16 protein-coding genes are annotated in these 16,939 nt (G+C 46.6%); 15 read left to right on the forward strand and 1 reads right to left on the reverse strand.

Annotated elements, in window-relative coordinates:
- The first annotated feature begins 109 nt into the window (after positions 1 to 109).
- Together CEQ75_RS08435 and CEQ75_RS08440 are read left to right on the forward strand one after the other, a co-directional pair.
- Entirely contained in the window at positions 110 to 874 is a 765-nt protein-coding gene (locus tag CEQ75_RS08435; protein ID WP_089609940.1) for a tetratricopeptide repeat protein, read from the forward strand.
- A gap of 80 nt (positions 875 to 954) precedes the next feature.
- On the forward strand, positions 955 to 2,106 hold the full coding sequence (locus CEQ75_RS08440; RefSeq protein WP_089609941.1) for a M20 metallopeptidase family protein: 1,152 nt from the start codon (positions 955 to 957) through the stop codon (positions 2,104 to 2,106).
- 83 nt (positions 2,107 to 2,189) lie between these two features.
- Here the strand turns inward: CEQ75_RS08440 and CEQ75_RS08445 are convergent, their stop codons facing one another.
- Positions 2,190 to 2,369, reverse strand: coding sequence for a hypothetical protein (locus CEQ75_RS08445; RefSeq protein ID WP_089609942.1), 180 nt, complete (start codon positions 2,367 to 2,369; stop codon positions 2,190 to 2,192).
- A gap of 182 nt (positions 2,370 to 2,551) precedes the next feature.
- Between CEQ75_RS08445 and mraZ the strand changes: the two genes are divergently transcribed.
- From mraZ to CEQ75_RS08505, 13 genes are all read left to right on the forward strand, one after another.
- Positions 2,552 to 2,989: a division/cell wall cluster transcriptional repressor MraZ gene (gene mraZ / locus CEQ75_RS08450; protein ID WP_089609943.1), complete on the forward strand. Its 438-nt coding sequence runs from the start codon at positions 2,552 to 2,554 to the stop codon at positions 2,987 to 2,989.
- A 29-nt stretch (positions 2,990 to 3,018) separates the two neighbouring features.
- Positions 3,019 to 3,978, forward strand: a complete 960-nt coding sequence (rsmH, locus tag CEQ75_RS08455) for a 16S rRNA (cytosine(1402)-N(4))-methyltransferase RsmH (RefSeq protein ID WP_089612560.1) — start codon at positions 3,019 to 3,021, stop codon at positions 3,976 to 3,978.
- Between the two features lie 3 nt (positions 3,979 to 3,981).
- Entirely contained in the window at positions 3,982 to 4,494 is a 513-nt protein-coding gene (gene ftsL / locus CEQ75_RS08460; protein ID WP_089609944.1) for a cell division protein FtsL, read from the forward strand.
- A 30-nt stretch (positions 4,495 to 4,524) separates the two neighbouring features.
- Positions 4,525 to 5,184 carry a penicillin-binding protein 2 gene (locus CEQ75_RS18925; RefSeq protein ID WP_242965418.1) on the forward strand — a complete coding sequence of 220 codons (660 nt, stop codon included), beginning with the start codon at positions 4,525 to 4,527 and terminating at the stop codon, positions 5,182 to 5,184.
- Positions 5,178 to 6,680: a penicillin-binding transpeptidase domain-containing protein gene (locus tag CEQ75_RS08465; RefSeq protein ID WP_242965419.1), complete on the forward strand. Its 1,503-nt coding sequence runs from the start codon at positions 5,178 to 5,180 to the stop codon at positions 6,678 to 6,680. Before CEQ75_RS18925 ends, CEQ75_RS08465 begins: the two co-directional genes overlap by 7 nt.
- 141 nt (positions 6,681 to 6,821) lie before the next feature.
- Positions 6,822 to 8,294, forward strand: a complete 1,473-nt coding sequence (locus CEQ75_RS08470) for a UDP-N-acetylmuramoyl-L-alanyl-D-glutamate--2,6-diaminopimelate ligase (protein WP_089609945.1) — start codon at positions 6,822 to 6,824, stop codon at positions 8,292 to 8,294.
- Between the two features lie 16 nt (positions 8,295 to 8,310).
- Positions 8,311 to 9,294, forward strand: coding sequence for a phospho-N-acetylmuramoyl-pentapeptide-transferase (gene mraY, locus CEQ75_RS08475; protein ID WP_089609946.1), 984 nt, complete (start codon positions 8,311 to 8,313; stop codon positions 9,292 to 9,294).
- A gap of 25 nt (positions 9,295 to 9,319) precedes the next feature.
- Positions 9,320 to 10,684 carry a UDP-N-acetylmuramoyl-L-alanine--D-glutamate ligase gene (murD, locus tag CEQ75_RS08480; RefSeq protein ID WP_089609947.1) on the forward strand — a complete coding sequence of 455 codons (1,365 nt, stop codon included), beginning with the start codon at positions 9,320 to 9,322 and terminating at the stop codon, positions 10,682 to 10,684.
- 11 nt (positions 10,685 to 10,695) lie between these two features.
- On the forward strand, positions 10,696 to 11,823 hold the full coding sequence (gene spoVE, locus CEQ75_RS08485) for a stage V sporulation protein E (protein ID WP_089609948.1): 1,128 nt from the start codon (positions 10,696 to 10,698) through the stop codon (positions 11,821 to 11,823).
- A gap of 5 nt (positions 11,824 to 11,828) precedes the next feature.
- Entirely contained in the window at positions 11,829 to 12,950 is a 1,122-nt protein-coding gene (murG, locus tag CEQ75_RS08490; protein ID WP_089612561.1) for an undecaprenyldiphospho-muramoylpentapeptide beta-N-acetylglucosaminyltransferase, read from the forward strand.
- 90 nt (positions 12,951 to 13,040) lie between these two features.
- Entirely contained in the window at positions 13,041 to 14,453 is a 1,413-nt protein-coding gene (gene murC / locus CEQ75_RS08495) for a UDP-N-acetylmuramate--L-alanine ligase (RefSeq protein ID WP_089609949.1), read from the forward strand.
- 160 nt (positions 14,454 to 14,613) lie between these two features.
- Complete coding sequence (gene murA, locus CEQ75_RS08500; protein WP_089612562.1) at positions 14,614 to 15,942, forward strand: UDP-N-acetylglucosamine 1-carboxyvinyltransferase; 1,329 nt, start codon at positions 14,614 to 14,616, stop codon at positions 15,940 to 15,942.
- A 102-nt stretch (positions 15,943 to 16,044) separates the two neighbouring features.
- A complete protein-coding gene (locus CEQ75_RS08505; RefSeq protein ID WP_089609950.1) occupies positions 16,045 to 16,812 on the forward strand; it encodes a cell division protein FtsQ/DivIB in 768 nt (255 codons plus the stop codon).
- Positions 16,813 to 16,939: the final 127 nt, after the last annotated feature.

Below are 16,939 nucleotides of genomic sequence, written 5' to 3' on the forward strand. Positions count from 1 at the left end.
TGCGGTACATTAGAATTTTAGCAGGATGCTAAAATTTATGAGTTGACAGTTTTCCCCTGAGTATATATGATGGAACTTGATGTTATAATTTTTTGGGAGGGAATTTTTTATGGTAATGCAAGCAATCAGACGCAGTAAAAATAAGATGCGCGTACCTTTAATTATAATGGTGGCGATTTTGGCTTTTGGGTTGGTCGGCTCATTTGCGATCTGGAGTTCACCAAACCTAAACCTGAACAATGCCCAGGGCAAAGGAGAAGTTGATCCCCAAGCTATGGTCAATAGTCTGCAAACCAGCATCGACCAATTAGAGAAGGATTTAGCGAAGAATCCTCAGGATTTTACCACATTGAAAAATTTGGGTGAGGTCAGATCCCAACAGGGTGGGTTTTATCTCCAGCTGAATGATAAAGATAAAAGCAAGGAGGTTTTTGCCAAAGGATTAGATAATTATTTACTCGCCCTTGAGCATAAACCCCAGGAACTGAACAATCAAGGCCAGGCTGACCTGATGGTAGCTGCCGCTTACTGTGCTTCCAACGCCGAACAGGAAAATACGGCCGGTCCCTTATATCAAAAGGCGGTTCAATTGGCACCCCAGGATTTTAATGCCAGATCAAATTATGTGATTTACCAGGCCTTCTATCTCAGGGATATAGAAGGGGCCAAGAAAGAAATTACCGCTTACAAAGGACTTCTTCCGGAAGGGGATGGGCGGATCGCCCAAGCGGATCAATTGTCGGGTCTGATCGAATCCCTGGAACAGGGAAGCAAGACTGAAGGATCCGCAAAGTCCACTGAAAAAACAGATCAAGCCCCTGCAAAGGATACCACCCAGGGTCAGGATAAAGGGACCGGAGAAACAAAAAAATAACCACAAAAAAGCCTTGGTCACAGCACCAAGGCTTTTTTAAAATAAATTATAATCTGTGCTAACAGGGAGAGGGAATTTTTATGAATACAGCAATCGATCAAAAAAGTCTGATTTCCTGGAGAAGGTGGTTTCATTTACATCCGGAAACAACAGGGCAGGAAAAGGATACTGCAGCTTTTTTAGCACAGGAATTGGCCGCTTTGGGGCTGGCGGTGCGGGAAAATGTTTTTGGCTATGGTTTGGTGGCTGAATTAAAGGGAAAAAGAGCCGGGAAATGCCTTGCCCTAAGAGCTGATATGGATGCTCTGCCGGTGAAGGAAGAGACAGGCCTGGACTTTCAGTCCCGCTTCCCCGGAGTGATGCATGCCTGCGGCCATGATGCCCATATGGCAATTCTCTTGGGCACAGCGGCTCAATTGGCGGCTGATCCTCCCCCGGAGCAGGTGAAGTTTATTCTGCAGCCCAGTGAGGAAAAACCCCCCGGCGGCGCGAAATTTATGATCGAAGCCGGAGTTTTGCAAAACCCTGATGTAAATGCAGTTTTGGGGCTTCATGTTTCTCCTTTTTATCCTGTGGGGACCATCGCTATTAAGGAAGGGGTGCTGATGGCCATTGCCGATAATTTTGAACTGGTGATCAAAGGGAAAAGCGGCCATGGGGCGGCGCCTCATTTGACGGCGGATCCCATTACCATTAGCGCCCAGGTCATCCAGGGATTACAGCATGTGATCAGCCGCAGGGTGGATCCTGCCGAGCTCTCCCTAATATCCTTCGGGACAATCCACGGCGGCAGCACCCAGAATATTATTCCCGAGCGGGTAGTTCTGACGGGAACGGTGCGCAGCACCAATCGGCAGGTGCAGGAAAGAATAATTGATCTTATGCATCAAACCATCAAGGGAATTACTGATGCCTGGGGCGCTGCCTACGAGCTCCATTATTTATATGGCTATCCTCCTGTTATTAATCCCCCGGAAATCACCCGTTTGATCATGGATGTAGCAAAGGAACTCCCGGAATTAACATTAAAAGTGATGGAAAAACCAGTGTTGATTGGTGAGGATTTTGCCTATTACGGTCAGTCTGTTCCTGCCGGCTTTTTCTTTTTAGGATGCGGCAGCCAGGAAAAGACCGCCTCCCTTCATAACAGCTGTTTTGATATTGATGAAGCTTGCTTGCCTTTAGGAGTGAAGATCATGACCCGAGCAGTACGAAGGTTTTTGCAAGATTAATCTTTGAAAAGCAAATTTTATGATAATAAGTAAAAGACCGGCCATACCAAGCAACAACGCTTGAAAATGGCCGGTCTTTTTTATTATTTCTCTTCTTTTTCTGGGGTCATGTCCTGATCCTCTAAGATCTCCGCTTCCGTCTCATGTCTCCTTTGAGCCAGATTAGGCTTTAAAGATGGTTTTTTACGCCAACCGATCATCAGACTAAAAACGATGATCCCGGCGAGGGCGAACAACAGGATGGTGGTATAACTGATTTCCAAAAATTTCACCTCTTTTTGGTTCGTTGCACTTATTTTTCCTGGAGTTTAAAAAACTATTAGCTAAATGCAAAAAAACAATATTTTTTTTGCTTTAAAAGAAGGGAAATGTGGGGTGGATAGAGAATAAGGTGGAGTGAAGTGGGTAATTGTGGTGAAGAGTTAATCGAAACGAGGCCGGGAACATGTTCATGGGAGAATTCCAACATACGATTGATCCTAAAGGACGGTTATTTATTCCAGTCAAGTTTCGTGAAGACTTGGGTGAAACCTTCGTGGTTACCAAAGGACTGGATAACTGTCTTTTTGTCTATTCCCATAATGAATGGCAGCGTCTGGAAGCAAAATTAAAGGCCTTGCCCTTTACCAAAGCGGATGCCAGAGCATTCACCAGGCTTTTCTTTTCCGGCGCCATGGAATGTGGACTGGATAAACAGGGAAGAATATTACTCCCCGCTAATTTACGAGAATATGCCAAGTTGGATAAGGATGCAGTCATCATCGGTGTTTCCGCCCGGGTTGAAATCTGGAGCAAAGAACGTTGGGATCAGTACAACGAACAGGTGGGTGCGGAATATGAAAACCTGGCTGAAAAGTTAGTAGATTTTGATTTGGATCTATAGCGGGAAATATTATGACAGGTGGTTTGGTCGTGGAATTTTATCATATCCCCGTTTTATTGGAAGAGTGTATGGAAGGACTCAAGCTTACGAGTTCCGGCATCTATGTTGATTGCACCATGGGAGGAGCAGGCCATTCCCGGGAGATTTTGAAACGTACCTCCCCGGAAGGCAGGTTAATAGCTGTTGATCAGGATGAAACAGCAGTACTGGCCGGCCGGGAGCGTTTGAAGGAATACGGAGATCGGGTTACTGTTGTTCATGATAACTTTGGCAATATTAAAAACATTTTGAGAAAATTGCAGATTGACGCTGTGGATGGATTTCTCTTTGATGTGGGGGTATCCTCTTATCAGTTGGACAACCCGGAACGGGGTTTTTCCTATATGGAGGATGCACCTTTGGACATGAGAATGGACAAGGAGCATCAAAGATTAACCGCAGAGGAGCTCGTTAATTCCGCCAGTGTGGAGGAGCTCTCCCGCATTATTTTTACCTATGGAGAAGAAAGATGGGCGAAAAGAATCGCTCAATTTATCGGGGAATTTCGGCAGACCAATAGAATAACCTCGACCGGTGAATTGGTCGCCATCATTAAGAAAGCGATTCCGGCAGGTGCCCGAAAAGAAGGTCCCCACCCCGCCAAAAGGACCTTTCAGGCACTGCGGATTGCCATAAATAACGAATTGGAAATCTTAGAATCGGTAGTAGCAGATGCTACCATTTTTTTGAGACCTGGGGGAAGGATCTGTGTCATCACATTCCATTCCCTGGAAGATAGGATCATCAAGAAAGAGTTTCAAAAGCTTACCGGGGCGTGTACCTGTCCCCCCGGTATGCCTATGTGTGTTTGTGGTCACGAAAGGCTGCTGAAAATCATCACCAGAAAGCCGATCTTACCATCTGAAAAAGAAATTAATGAAAATCCCAGAGCCAGAAGTGCAAAATTAAGGATCGCAGAAAGGGTTCTAAATGATCGTAAGGAGGAATAAGTTTTGTTAGAGGCAAGGCAAATTTCCGAGGATTATATTTATGAGCAGGAGCCGGTAATCACCCGTAAGGTGATCAGACGCAAGGCCAAATCCCGGAAAGCCGGCGTCATGCTCGCAAAAATAATCGTTGTAGGAAGTGTACTTCTGGCTGTGGTGACCGGTTTAATGCTTACTGCGACCCATGCTCAAATCACTTATCGGAATAGTAACATTATCCAGATAAAAAATGAAATTTCCGACTTGCAAAATGCCAACGAAAGGTTAAAATTAGAAATAGCGCGCAAGAAATCTCTGGATCGCATTGAGAGTATCGCAACCAAGGAGTTGGGTATGATTCAGCCGGGCATTAATGACATCAAGTATGTTGCCTTTGACAAGGCTGCAGAGGGTACGAAAGATGCTGCCGCGCCAAAAAAGGAGAGCAGGTCGGTTGTGGAATCCGCTTCAAATGCGAAAGTACATCCCATTGTCTTAACTATAAACAAAATGATTAATCAGTATGCCTATGATTTATAAAAAATTTACCCCTGAGGAGTGAGGGGCACTGTGCAAACTACTACTATATTAATGAGACGAAGGATAGCATATCTCTTTTTTGGAGTAATCGCTGCCTTCTTTCTTTTGTCAGTCCGTTTAGCTTACCTGCAATTTGTGACAGGAGATGAGCTGCAATTAAAAGCAGAACAATTGCGCATGAGAGAAGTTCCCATCGCGGCGAAGCGTGGGACCATTTTTGATCGCAATATGAATAAACTAGCCATCAGTGTTAGCGCAGATTCGATTTATGCTCTTCCGCCGGAGGTTAAAGCTTCGGGCAAGGCTGAAGCAACTGCCAAACAACTGGCGCCGATCTTGGAAATGGAAGAAGCAAAGCTTCTGGAAAAAATTACGGCTGCCCGTTCATTTGAATGGCTGAAAAGAAAAATAGATTTTGAAAAGGCGCAAAAAATCCGGGAATTAGATTTACCGGGCATTAAGATTGTGGAAGAATCACAAAGATTTTATCCCAAGGATAACCTGGCCGCTCATGTCTTGGGCTTTTCCGGTGTCGATAATCAAGGCCTGGAAGGAATCGAAATTGTCCGGGATCAGGATTTAAAAGGTGTGCCCGGCAATATCTTAGTTGAGTATGACGCCCGGGGGAGGGAACTGCCTCATGCGGTACATAAATATAACCCCCCGTGGATGGGAAAAGTCTTGTGCTGACCATTGATGAAACTATTCAATATTTTGCGGAACGGGAATTGGATAAGGCCATGGCCGGACCATCCATGCCGAAAAGAGCAACGGTCATTGTGATGAAGCCAAAAACTGGGGAAATCTTAGCTCTGGCCAATCGCCCTGGATATGATTCCAACAAATATGGGGAGTTTGCATCGGAAAACTGGCGTAATGCTGCTGTTTCCAACACTTATGAACCGGGCTCCACCTTCAAAATCATTACTGCTGCGGCAGCTTTGGAAGAAGGCGTGGTGAAACCGGAGGATCGTTTTTATGATCCCGGTTATTATTCCGTAGGAGGCCATCGCATCAAATGTTGGCGATCCTATAATCCCCACGGCAGTCAGTCCTTCACAGAGGTAATGGAGAATTCCTGTAACCCCGGCTTTGTGGAAGTGGGCTTAAAGATGGAAGATAAGGAAAAAGGCATTTTTTATAAATATATCAATGCCTTTGGTTTTGGTGGAAAAACAGGGGTTGAGCTGCCCGGTGAGGCCAATGGGATTATGATTAAGGAAGAAAACTTAAAGCCCATCAATATTGGAACGATTTCTATTGGTCAAGGGATTGCCGTGACACCCATACAGCTGATCACCGCCGTGTCGGCGGTGGCTAATGGCGGCGTTCTTATGGAGCCGCAAATTGTACGTCAGGTGGTGGACGGAGACAACAATGTCCTGCAGGATTTCCAACCTAAAGAAATTCGCCGGGTAATATCAGAGCAAACGGCGGAAACAGAAAGGGAAATCTTAGAGAGCGTTGTTTCTAAGGGAACAGGAAGAAACGCCTATATTCCCGGATACCGGGTGGGTGGAAAAACGGGTACGGCCCAAAAAGCAGGTTCTGGCGGTTATCTGGCCGGGAAATACGTCGCTTCCTTTATTGGCATGGCTCCGGTCAATGATCCTGAAATTGTCTGCCTGGTCATTATGGATGAACCTCAAGGATATCCCAATCAAGGGGGTCAGATTGCAGCCCCTGTATTCAAAGCGGTTGTGGAGGATACCCTGAGATATTTGGGCGTGGTTTCCCAATATACCGTTGAGCAGGAGGAGAACAATAAGGCAGCAGGGCAAGAAAAGCAGGTTTCCGTGCCGGAAGTGATTAACCTAACACCGGAAGAAGCCGAGAAGGTTCTAAAAATCGAAGGCTTAAAGGCCAAGATCAAGGGTTCGGGAAAAGTTGTCACCAGCCAGACACCTGCCGGCATGGCCAAGGTTAAGGCCGGGAGTGAAGTCATCTTAAATCTAGGTGAAGGGGACTCCTCTCTCGTTCCGGGCGCGGTTACCGTACCGGATTTGACGGGGAAACGGGTCCGGGAGGTAGCAGAATTATTAGGTGCCATGGGGCTGAAACTGAATCCGGACGGCCATGGGCAAGTGGTGCGGCAAGAGCCCGTCCCGGGAACAAAAATTCAGACGGGTCAAGAGGTAAAGGTGTTTTTTGCGGAAGAAGAAACCCAGGAAACTCTGGGGCCGTGATGGATCGAATAGGAGTTGCCTTCTAAACAACTCCTATTTTGAATTTACCCGACTCTTTATACTTCAGTAAGTATAGTTTTCTTTAAACGGATTTGATTAACGGGCAGGAATGAGGGAAAGATATGGATAGAGGTGAGAGATATGTTGCTTTCGGCAATCGCAGAGCATCTGAATGGAGAATTAAAGGGGAAGGGCAATCCGGAAATAACCGGTATTTGCTACGACTCTCGTAAGGTCCAACCGGGCAATTTATTTGTTTGTCTCGCCGGAGTAAAAAGTGATGGCCATGACTTTGCGGCTAAGGCTCAGGAGCAAGGGGCCGCAGCTTTTTTGGTGATGCGTTTCCTGGATGCTTTATCTGAAGATATGATCCAAATCAGGGTGCCCGATACCAGGGTAGCCTTAGCCAAGGTTTCATCATTGTGGTACGGCTTCCCCGACCAAAAGCTTCAGGTGATTGGGATTACCGGTACCAATGGCAAAACCACCACCACCCACCTGCTTAAAGGCATTCTGGAGCAGGAAGGAAAAAAGGTCGGTCTGGTCGGAACGATCCATAATATGATTGGCAAGGAAATGCTTCCCTCCACCCACACCACGCCTGAATCATGGGAATTGACGGGACTTCTGGATCAAATGGCTGCTCAAGAAACGGAAGTAGTGGTGATGGAGGTTTCCTCCCATGCCTTAAAACAACACCGGGTGGCAGGCTGTGAATTTGATGTAGGGGTGTTTACCAATCTCACCCAGGATCATTTGGATTACCATCCCAGCTTTGATGATTATTTAGCGAGTAAACTGATGCTCTTTCAAAATTTGCATCAAGGGAAAAAAGGTACCGCCAAATACGCCGTGATTAATGGAGATGATCCCAAGGCTGAGGATTTTAAACGCGCCGCCCAGGTTCCGGTATGGACTTACGGGATTCGGGAGCAGGCGGACGTACAGGCAGAAGATATTAAGATTTCCCCCCGGGGCAGTACTTTCAATTTGAAAGTCCGGCAAGGTGCTTTTCCCATCAAAATTTCCCTGGTGGGCACCTTCAATGTCTATAATGTTCTGGCCGCCATTACTGTTGCCCTGTTAGAAGGAGTTTCTCTCGGCCATATTACAGCATATCTGGAAGATGCACCACAGGTGGCCGGACGCTTTGAACTGGTGGATGAGGGACAGCAATTCCCTGTGATTGTGGATTACGCTCACACCCCGGATGGTCTGGAGAATATTCTGTCTACAGCAAAGGAAATCACCCAGGGCAGACTGATTACCGTTTTTGGCTGCGGCGGTGATCGGGATCGGGGGAAAAGACCGATCATGGGGGAAATCTCCGGGAAATATAGCGACTTTTCCTTTGTCACCTCTGATAATCCCCGCACCGAAGATCCCATGGCTATTATGAAGGAGATTGAAACCGGGATTTCTGCCGTGACCTCCCGGTATAAAATGATTGAGGATCGGGGGACAGCCATTAAAGAAGCGATTCAAATGGCAGAAGCAGGTGATTTGGTAATCATTGCCGGAAAGGGACATGAAGATTACCAATTAGTACAAGGAAAAACCCTTCATTTTGACGACCGGGAAGTGGCCCGAGAGGTACTGCGACTAAAACGATAGCAAGGCGGTTTCTGTAATGAAGATAGCATTAATCTGTATTTTGACTTCTTTTATCATTGGGGCGGTGATCGGCCCCATCCTTATTCCCCTGCTCAGGACGCTGAAGTTTGGACAATTGGTCCGTAATGACGGGCCCAAAAGACATTTTAAAAAGGTGGGCACTCCTACCATGGGCGGTATCATCTTTATCCTGGCCATGGTTGGCACCCTGCTCATCTGGAGCGATTTGAGTCCTGAGGTGCTTCTTTGCGGGGGTATGGTTCTGGGTTTTGGCCTGATCGGCTTGTTAGACGATTTTATCAAGGTGGCGTTAAAAAGACCTTTGGGACTGCGCGCCCGGGAAAAGATTCTGGGGCAGCTTTTGTTGTCCGCTCTTCTCCTTTACACCGGGGTAGAGTTTTTTGGCAGGGGGACGGATTTGGTGGTGCCCTTGACCGGAACAAAGTGGGAACTGGGGTTTTGGTATTATGTGATTGGCGCCATTTTGGTGGTGGGCACGACCAATGCGGTCAATCTTACCGACGGATTGGATGGTTTGGCCGCAGGATGCAGCTTTTTCGTTTATTTAGGTTATTTGATCATCTGTCTTCTGGCGGTAAGCAGATCGCCTGTTTTAGGCATCAATTACCTGGAGTTATCCCTGTTTGCCGCGGCCATGTGCGGCGGCTGTCTCGCTTTTCTTATTTTTAATCGTTATCCGGCCAAGGTCTTTATGGGAGATACCGGGTCTCTGGCCTTGGGAGGGGGGATTGCCGCTTTGGCGATTCTTACCAAGACAGAATTGGTGCTGCCGGTTTTAGGCGGGATCTTTGTCATTGAAGCCTTATCGGTGATCCTTCAGGTCATCAGTTTCCGCCTGACAGGGAAGCGGATTTTCCGCATGAGTCCTTTGCACCATCATTTTGAATTGGTCGGCTGGCGGGAAACGAAGGTGGTTCGTGTTTTTTGGATGTTTACAATTTTATTTGTGCTGTTAGGTCTTTTTTTGGTAACGGTGTAAGGTAAAATCAGTGGAGGTTTTCGTGATGTGGGAGAAAAACGTAAACAATAAAAAAATTCTGGTGCTGGGCGGAGGGATCAGCGGTTGTGCTGTAGCCGGCTTTTTAAGTGACAAGGGTGCCCGGGTGACGCTGACAGACAGCAAATCCCGGGATGATTTGGAGAATGCTTTGACCCAACTCTTAAATAAGCCGATGGAATACATCCTGGGAGCTGAACCGGAGATTAAACCGGGGAGTTTTGATTATTCCGTGATCAGTCCGGGCATTCCCCTGGATACACCTTTGGTCAAGAAACTTAATCAGGCCGGGATCCCGGTAACCGGGGAAATGGAACTGGCTTATCAGTACAGTAAATCCCCTTTTGTTGCCATCACCGGAACCAACGGTAAAACCACCACCACCTCCCTTTTGGGACAAATTTTTGCCGATGCGGGGAGGCCTGTCTTTGTGGGGGGGAATATCGGTATCCCCATGGTTACCAAGGTAGAAAGCTTATCGGCGGAAACGATTCTGGTTGCGGAAGTTTCCAGCTTTCAGCTTGAAACCATTGAATCCTTTCGTCCCAAGGTAGCCGTGATCTTAAATATCACCCCGGATCATCTGGACCGCCATAAGACGATGGAAGAATACACCAAAGCCAAGAGCCGGATTTTTGAAAATCAAGAGGCCAATGACTGCACAGTGTTAAATTATGATGATCTCAGGGTACGGGAACTGGGGCAAAGCACGCCGGGGCAAGTGTTGTTTTTCAGTCAGGAGACGGAATTAGCTCAGGGGATTTTTGTCAAAAATGGTATCATGACCATTAAAACCGGGGCAGATACGATGCATGTCATCGATATTGATCACATATATATAAAGGGCAAGCATAATTTGGAGAACGCCTTGGCGGCTGCAGGGGCAGCTTTTTGTCTGGGTGTTTCACCGGAGAGTATTGCCCATACCCTTAAAAATTTCCCTGGGGTTGCCCATCGGCTGGAGTTTGTCAAAGAATCAGCCGGTGTTACCTATATAAATGATTCCAAGGGTACCAATCCGGACTCCACCATTAAAGCCTTGGAAGCCTTTGATCAGCCAATTATTCTCATTGCCGGGGGGAAAAACAAAGGCAGCGATTTTACCAAATTAGCAGCCTTGATCAGGGAAAAAGCCCGGGCCTTAATCCTGGTGGGGGAAGCCGCCCCGGACATGGAGCAGGCGGTACGGGCGGAAGGATTTCATAACATCTACCCGGTAAACAATTTTTTCGAGACTGTTTCCCTGGCTCAAAAAATGGCTCAGCCCGGGGACATTGTTTTGTTGTCTCCCGCCTGTGCCAGTTGGGATATGTTTAAGAATTTTGAAGAGCGGGGCGATCTTTTTAAAAAATTGGTTCACGAATTGCCTTAGGAGGTAGGAAGATGGCATTAAAGAAAAAATCTCCTGATTTTTTGATATTTCTCTCGGTGCTGCTCTTGTTGGGCATTGGCATTATTATGGTTTTTAGCTCCAGTCAGTATGTGGCCTATTATCAGACCTATGACCCGGGATTAAAAACAGGGGATGCCTTTGTTTTTTTACGCCGACAGCTTTTTAATGCTTTATTAGGCATCATTGCCATGGTTTTTGTCATGAAAATTAATTATCAGAAGCTGAAGATATTCGCCAAACCTGGGATCATCATATCCTTTATTTTACTTGCTGTTATACTGATTAAGGGGGTTGGCATTGAAATAAATGGTGCGACCCGTTGGCTGGGGGTGGGCCCCTTTCAGATTCAGCCCTCAGAAATCTTTAAGCTCGCCCTGGTTTTGTTTCTGGCAAAATATTTAAGTGAAAGACAACATCTCATGAAATCCTTTAAAGAGGGATTATTACTTCCCCTGGCATTGATGGGAGGCGCCTGCCTTTTAATTATGAAGCAACCTGACTTGGGCACAGCCATGACGATAGCAGGTACGACCATAGTGATGCTGTGGGCGGCAGGAGCCCGTAAAAGCCATTTGGCGATGCTGGTGGCAGCCGGACTGGTCTTAGTTGTGGCCGCCATCGTTTTGGAGCCTTATCGGATGGCGCGGATCTTTGCCTTTTTAGATCCCTGGCAGGATCCCCAGGACACCGGTTTTCAAACAGTGCAATCCCTGCTTGCCATCGGTTCCGGGGGGTTAGCCGGAGTAGGCTTAGGCTATGGCAGAGCCAAAATGTTCTATCTGCCGGAACGGCATACGGACTTTATTTTTGCTGTGATTGCAGAGGAATTGGGCTTTATTGGCGGTACAGCAGTGATTCTCTTGTTTTTGCTGTTTGTCTGGCGCGGTTTAAAGGTCGCTGTTTCTTCTCCGGAATCTTTCGGCAGCCTGTTGGCAGTGGGGGTGACGTCAATGGTCGGAATTCAGGCGATTATTAACTTAGGGGTGGTTACAGGTTCTTTGCCGGTTACCGGCATTACCCTGCCTTTTATCAGTTACGGAGGGTCCTCATTGCTCTTTTCATTGGCCGGGGTAGGATTATTGTTGAATGTGTCTAGATATGCAGGATCGGATCGGTGAATAAGATGCGCATAATGATTACAGGCGGCGGGACGGGAGGCCATATTTATCCTGCCCTGGCCATTGCTAAGGGATTACAGCAAAGAATACCGGAAGTGGAGCTTTTGTATGTGGGCACCAAGAAGGGTCTGGAGGCGGATATTGTACCCAAGGCCGGACTTCCTTTTCAAACGATTCCCGTGGAAGGCTTATCCCGCCCATTTTCCTACCGTACCTTGGTAAGTGTAGGGAAAGCGGTTCAGGGCAGCCTTGCGGGCAGAAAAATAGTACGTCATTTTAAGCCTCATGTGGTGGTGGGGACAGGGGGTTATGTGTGCGGCCCTTTGGTGTTGGCAGCAGCAACCATGGGAATTCCCACGGTCATTCATGAACAAAATGCTTTCCCGGGATTAACCAATCGCATTTTATCTTGTTTTGCCAGCAAAATATGTGTCACCTTTGAAGATGCCATCCCACATTTTCCTCGGAAAAAAAACATTGTCTTAACCGGATTGCCTGTGCGTGAAGAAATCATCACCAGAAAAAAGGATGATGGCCTGAAAAACTTAGGCTTGTCCAAAGGGAAGGTCACAGTGGTGGTAACAGGAGGCAGTCTGGGTGCCCGCAGTTTAAATTATGCCATGGCACCGATCTACCAAAGGTTTGAAAAGGAGAACAAGATCCAGTTCTATCACATTACCGGGCAGGCAGGATTTGAAGAAAGCCTGGCTTATTATGAAAAACATCAGATTAACTTATCGCAAAAGGAACGCTTTAAGATTGTGCCCTATCTCTATCAAATGGAAGATGCAATGGCCGCGGCTGATCTCATTATCGGACGAGCCGGAGCCTCCTTTCTTTCCGAAATCATGGTGCGGGGGATTCCTTCTATTCTGGTTCCATACCCTTATGCGGCAGCCAATCATCAGGAATATAATGCCCGGGCCATGGAAAAACGGGGCGCGGCCACTGTAATCCTGGATCAGGATTTGGGCGCAGGGAAATTGCTGCCCACCTTGGAAACAATTCTTAATCAGGATTTCCGGCGGGTTGAAATGGGTAAAGCAGCGCAGCAAATGGGCAGAATAAACGCCCTGAATGATATCATCAAAACGATTGCAGAAATCAGTAAAACAGAACATAAATAGACCGGGGTCACACTCTGATCTTCGCGGCATATGATATTTGTATGCTACGAAATTTTTCAGATTCCTGCGTCTCTGAGAGGAGAAGGCAATATGAATTTAACTAAAAGCCCCATTCATTTCATCGGTATTGGGGGCATCGGCATGAGCGGCATTGCAAGGATCATACTGCAATTAGGCGGGAAGGTTTCCGGAACTGATATGAAGGAATCCGAAACGACCAGGCAGTTACGGGATATGGGCGGGGAGATTTTTATCGGTCATGATGCAGCCCGTATCGGCCAGGATGTGGAAACCGTTGTTTTTTCGTCCGCGATTACAGGAGATAATCCGGAAATGACGGAAGCAAAACGCCGTGGTCTGCAGATTTTGCCCCGAGCAGAAATGCTGGCTCAGTTGATGGCCCGACAGGAAAGTATTGCCGTAGCCGGTGCCCATGGGAAAACCACGACCACTGCAATGATTTCCCTGATGTTGGAAATCAATGGTTTGGACCCTACCATCATTATTGGCGGCGTCTTAAAACAGATTGGCAGCAATGCAAAATTAGGACTGGGCAAATATCTGGTGGCGGAAGCAGATGAAAGTGACGGTTCCTTTCTCAAGCTCTTTCCCAAAATGGCGGTGATTACCAATATCGAGAATGACCATCTTGATTACTACCGCTCCGTGCAGAATATCGTCACCGCTTTTGTTCAATTTGTCGAGCAGCTTCCCCAAGACGGTTTTGCCGTGATTTGCCTTGATAACGAACCCTTAAGGGAAATCATGGCTAAGGTTCCGGCAAACTATATTACATATGGGATTGAACATCCGGATGCGGATTACCGGGCGGAAAACATGGAGTTCAGCGGTACCCATTCCAGAAGTGATATTTTTTATCGGGGCGAAAAATTAGGTTCCATGGAGCTCCGGGTGCCGGGGAGACATAATGTATTAAATGCTTTGGGTGCCATTGCCCTAGGTCTAAAGTTAGGACTTACCTTTGAACAGGCGGCGGCCGGATTAAAAGAATTCACCGGGGCCAAGCGGCGTTTTGATTTTATTGATGAGGTGGCAGGGATTACGGTTTATGATGATTATGCCCACCACCCCACAGAATTAAAGGCAACCTTAAGTGCTGCCAAAGCCGCCGGTTTTCAAAGGACTATTGCCATTTTTCAACCCCATCGTTACAGCAGAACGAAATTATTGCAATTCGAATTCGGGGAATCTTTTTCCGGTGCCGACCTGGTGATCATCAACGAAATATACTCGGCCTCGGAGAAACCTATGCCTGGTGTTTCCGCTCAGCTGATTGTGCGGGCCATAAAAAATTCAAATCCTGACCTGGAAGTAGTTTTCTGTGCAACAGAGGATGAGATTGTGGAGTTTTTGTGCCGGGAGGGAAAACCGGGGGATTTAATTATTACCATGGGAGCAGGAAACATCCGTCAGGCCGGGATTCATTTTGCTGAGGCCTATCGGGCCTTAAAAGGAACCGACAGCTGGGCTGAAGGGGATTAGAAAAATTACATAGGGCATAAGGTGACCTTAAGGGTCATTTGCGCATAGAATGGCATAAACAGAGTTCTTGGCATCAGGAGGATTTGATAATCCATTTGATGGTTAGAAATTGGATGCACATATGAGTAGAAGCAAGGTAACCGATGGGGGTGCAGCTAATTTGGAAAGATATGTCATCAGGGGAGGAACCCGGTTACAGGGAATGGTTGATGTGTGCGGGGCAAAAAATGCTGTCTTACCGGTTTTGGCAGCAACGCTGCTCTGCCCCGAAACCTGTGTCATTCATAATGTTCCTTTATTGCAGGATGTGTTTTTAATGGTGGATATTCTGGAGCATCTGGGCGCCCAGGTAAAATGGGAAAAGAATACCTTGATCATTAAAGCTGAGACCATTAATCCCACCCAGGTTCCGGAGGAAATCATGAAAAAAATGCGGGCCTCTAATCTGGTCATGGGCTCTTTGTTAAGCAGGTTCCGGTATGCCAGGATTCCTTTTCCCGGAGGATGCGCTATTGGATCCCGCCCGATGGATTACCATATTAAAGGAATTCGTCAGCTGGGCGCAGCCATCGACGAATCCAACGGCTACATTGAGGCCTCTGCTGAAAAGCTCCGAGGAAATGAAATTTATTTTGATTTTCCCAGCGTTGGCGCCACAGAAAATGTGATGATGGCAGCAGTTCTGGCTTCCGGAGAGACAGTGATCAGAAATGCGGCCCGGGAACCGGAAATTGTCGATTTGGCCAATTTTCTGATCAAAATGGGGGCCAAAATAACAGGAGCCGGCTGCAGTACTATTTATGTGACAGGTGTTAAGCGCTTGCACGGAGTTGAACATCCGGTGATCCCGGACCGGATTGTGGCGGGAACTTATATGCTGGCTGCAGCCATTACCGGGGGAGATCTTATTCTCAGAAATGCAATGGCTGAGCACTTGGAACCACTTATTGCCAAGCTCAGGGCTTCCGGTATATCAGTACGCAAAAACGGCCAGGGGATTCAGATCCGGGGAACACCCAATATGAAAGCCGTAGATATCAAGACGATGCCCTATCCGGGATTTCCTACGGATATCCAGCCGCAAATGATGGCTTTGCTGACTCTGACCCAGGGCACCTCTATTATCCTGGAAAATATCTTTGAAAACCGGTTTAAGCATACCGACGAGCTCAGGCGGATGGGTGCTCAGATCACCGTGGAAGGCAGAATGGCAGTGATCAAAGGGGTAAAAAGTCTTTATGGAGCCGAGGTTGAAGCTACCGATTTACGTGCCGGTGCCGCGTTGGTGTTAGCGGGCTTAGCGGCGGAAGGAACGACGGTCATCCATCATATCGAACATATTGACAGAGGGTATCATGCCTTGGAAGAAAAATATCGTGCCATCGGGGCAAATATTATCAGAGAAAGATCCAAGGATTCAACCTTGGAGCCACCCTCTCTCTACCCTTCTCCGGAAGATAAAAATGAAGGGATATACTGTAAAACATAATTTAAATTGGAAGCACGCAGGTGCTTTTTTTTAATGGTTTTCAGGACAAGACAACAGGAAAGATGTTATAATAATGGTTAATGAGTCGTTGAGGTGATTTTCATGGAAGAGGGTAAAAGGGTCCGTTATGTACGTCGGAAAAATCGTCCGGGAAACGTCAAATGGCTGATCAAGACCTTAATCCTGGTCTTTTGTTTGTTTTCCGGATATTATTTTATTCATTCCTCTTTTTTTGCAATATCCTCCATTGAGGTGTTGGGGATCAAGGAACTGACTTCAGCGCAGATCGTAGCTTTGTCCGGTTTATCAAAAGGAGAGAATATTTTTCAAATCGATCGCAGTGCTGCAGAAAGTAAGATTGCTCTCAACACGATGGTTGCCGGTGTGGAGGTAAAAAGAAAATTACCCCGCTCTATCCAAATAAACATTTTGGAACGAGTCCCGGTGGCTTTGATTCCGGTGACCGGGGGACTGATCGAGATTGATCATGAGGGGCTGGTGTTAAAAAAGGTAAGCCAAATCAATCAGGAGTCACGGACGATTATTACCGGTATGGATATTCCCAGTACCATGGCAGTGGGCAAAAAGGTTTCTTCTGAGAAATTGGAAATGGGTTTAGCTATGATCGCCCAAATGGATGAAGAGGCCAGAAAAACCATTGCCGAAATAAATGTTTTTAACCCTCAAAAAATTCTTGCTTATACTGTGGAGGGAACAGAAGTACGTTTTGGAAACCAAGAAGATTTCCAGGAAAAATTTACAAGATTCTTGCAGGTGCTTAAAGAAGTAAAGGATGGGGATCAATTAAAAAACATTGAATATATTGATGTAAGTTTCAGTGGCAAACCAGTGATTTTTTATCGAAAATGATCGGAATTCTGCCATATTCGGGGCTATTTTACCAATAAAAAATAACGGTTTTTTGCAGGGAATTAGAAATTTATGTGGAACTTAAATGTTTAGTCATAAATTTTTCAGCCGAGTAGAAAATATTTTC

It is taken from the genome of Dehalobacterium formicoaceticum (assembly GCF_002224645.1).
GTDB classification, from domain to species: Bacteria; Bacillota; Dehalobacteriia; order Dehalobacteriales; family Dehalobacteriaceae; genus Dehalobacterium; species Dehalobacterium formicoaceticum.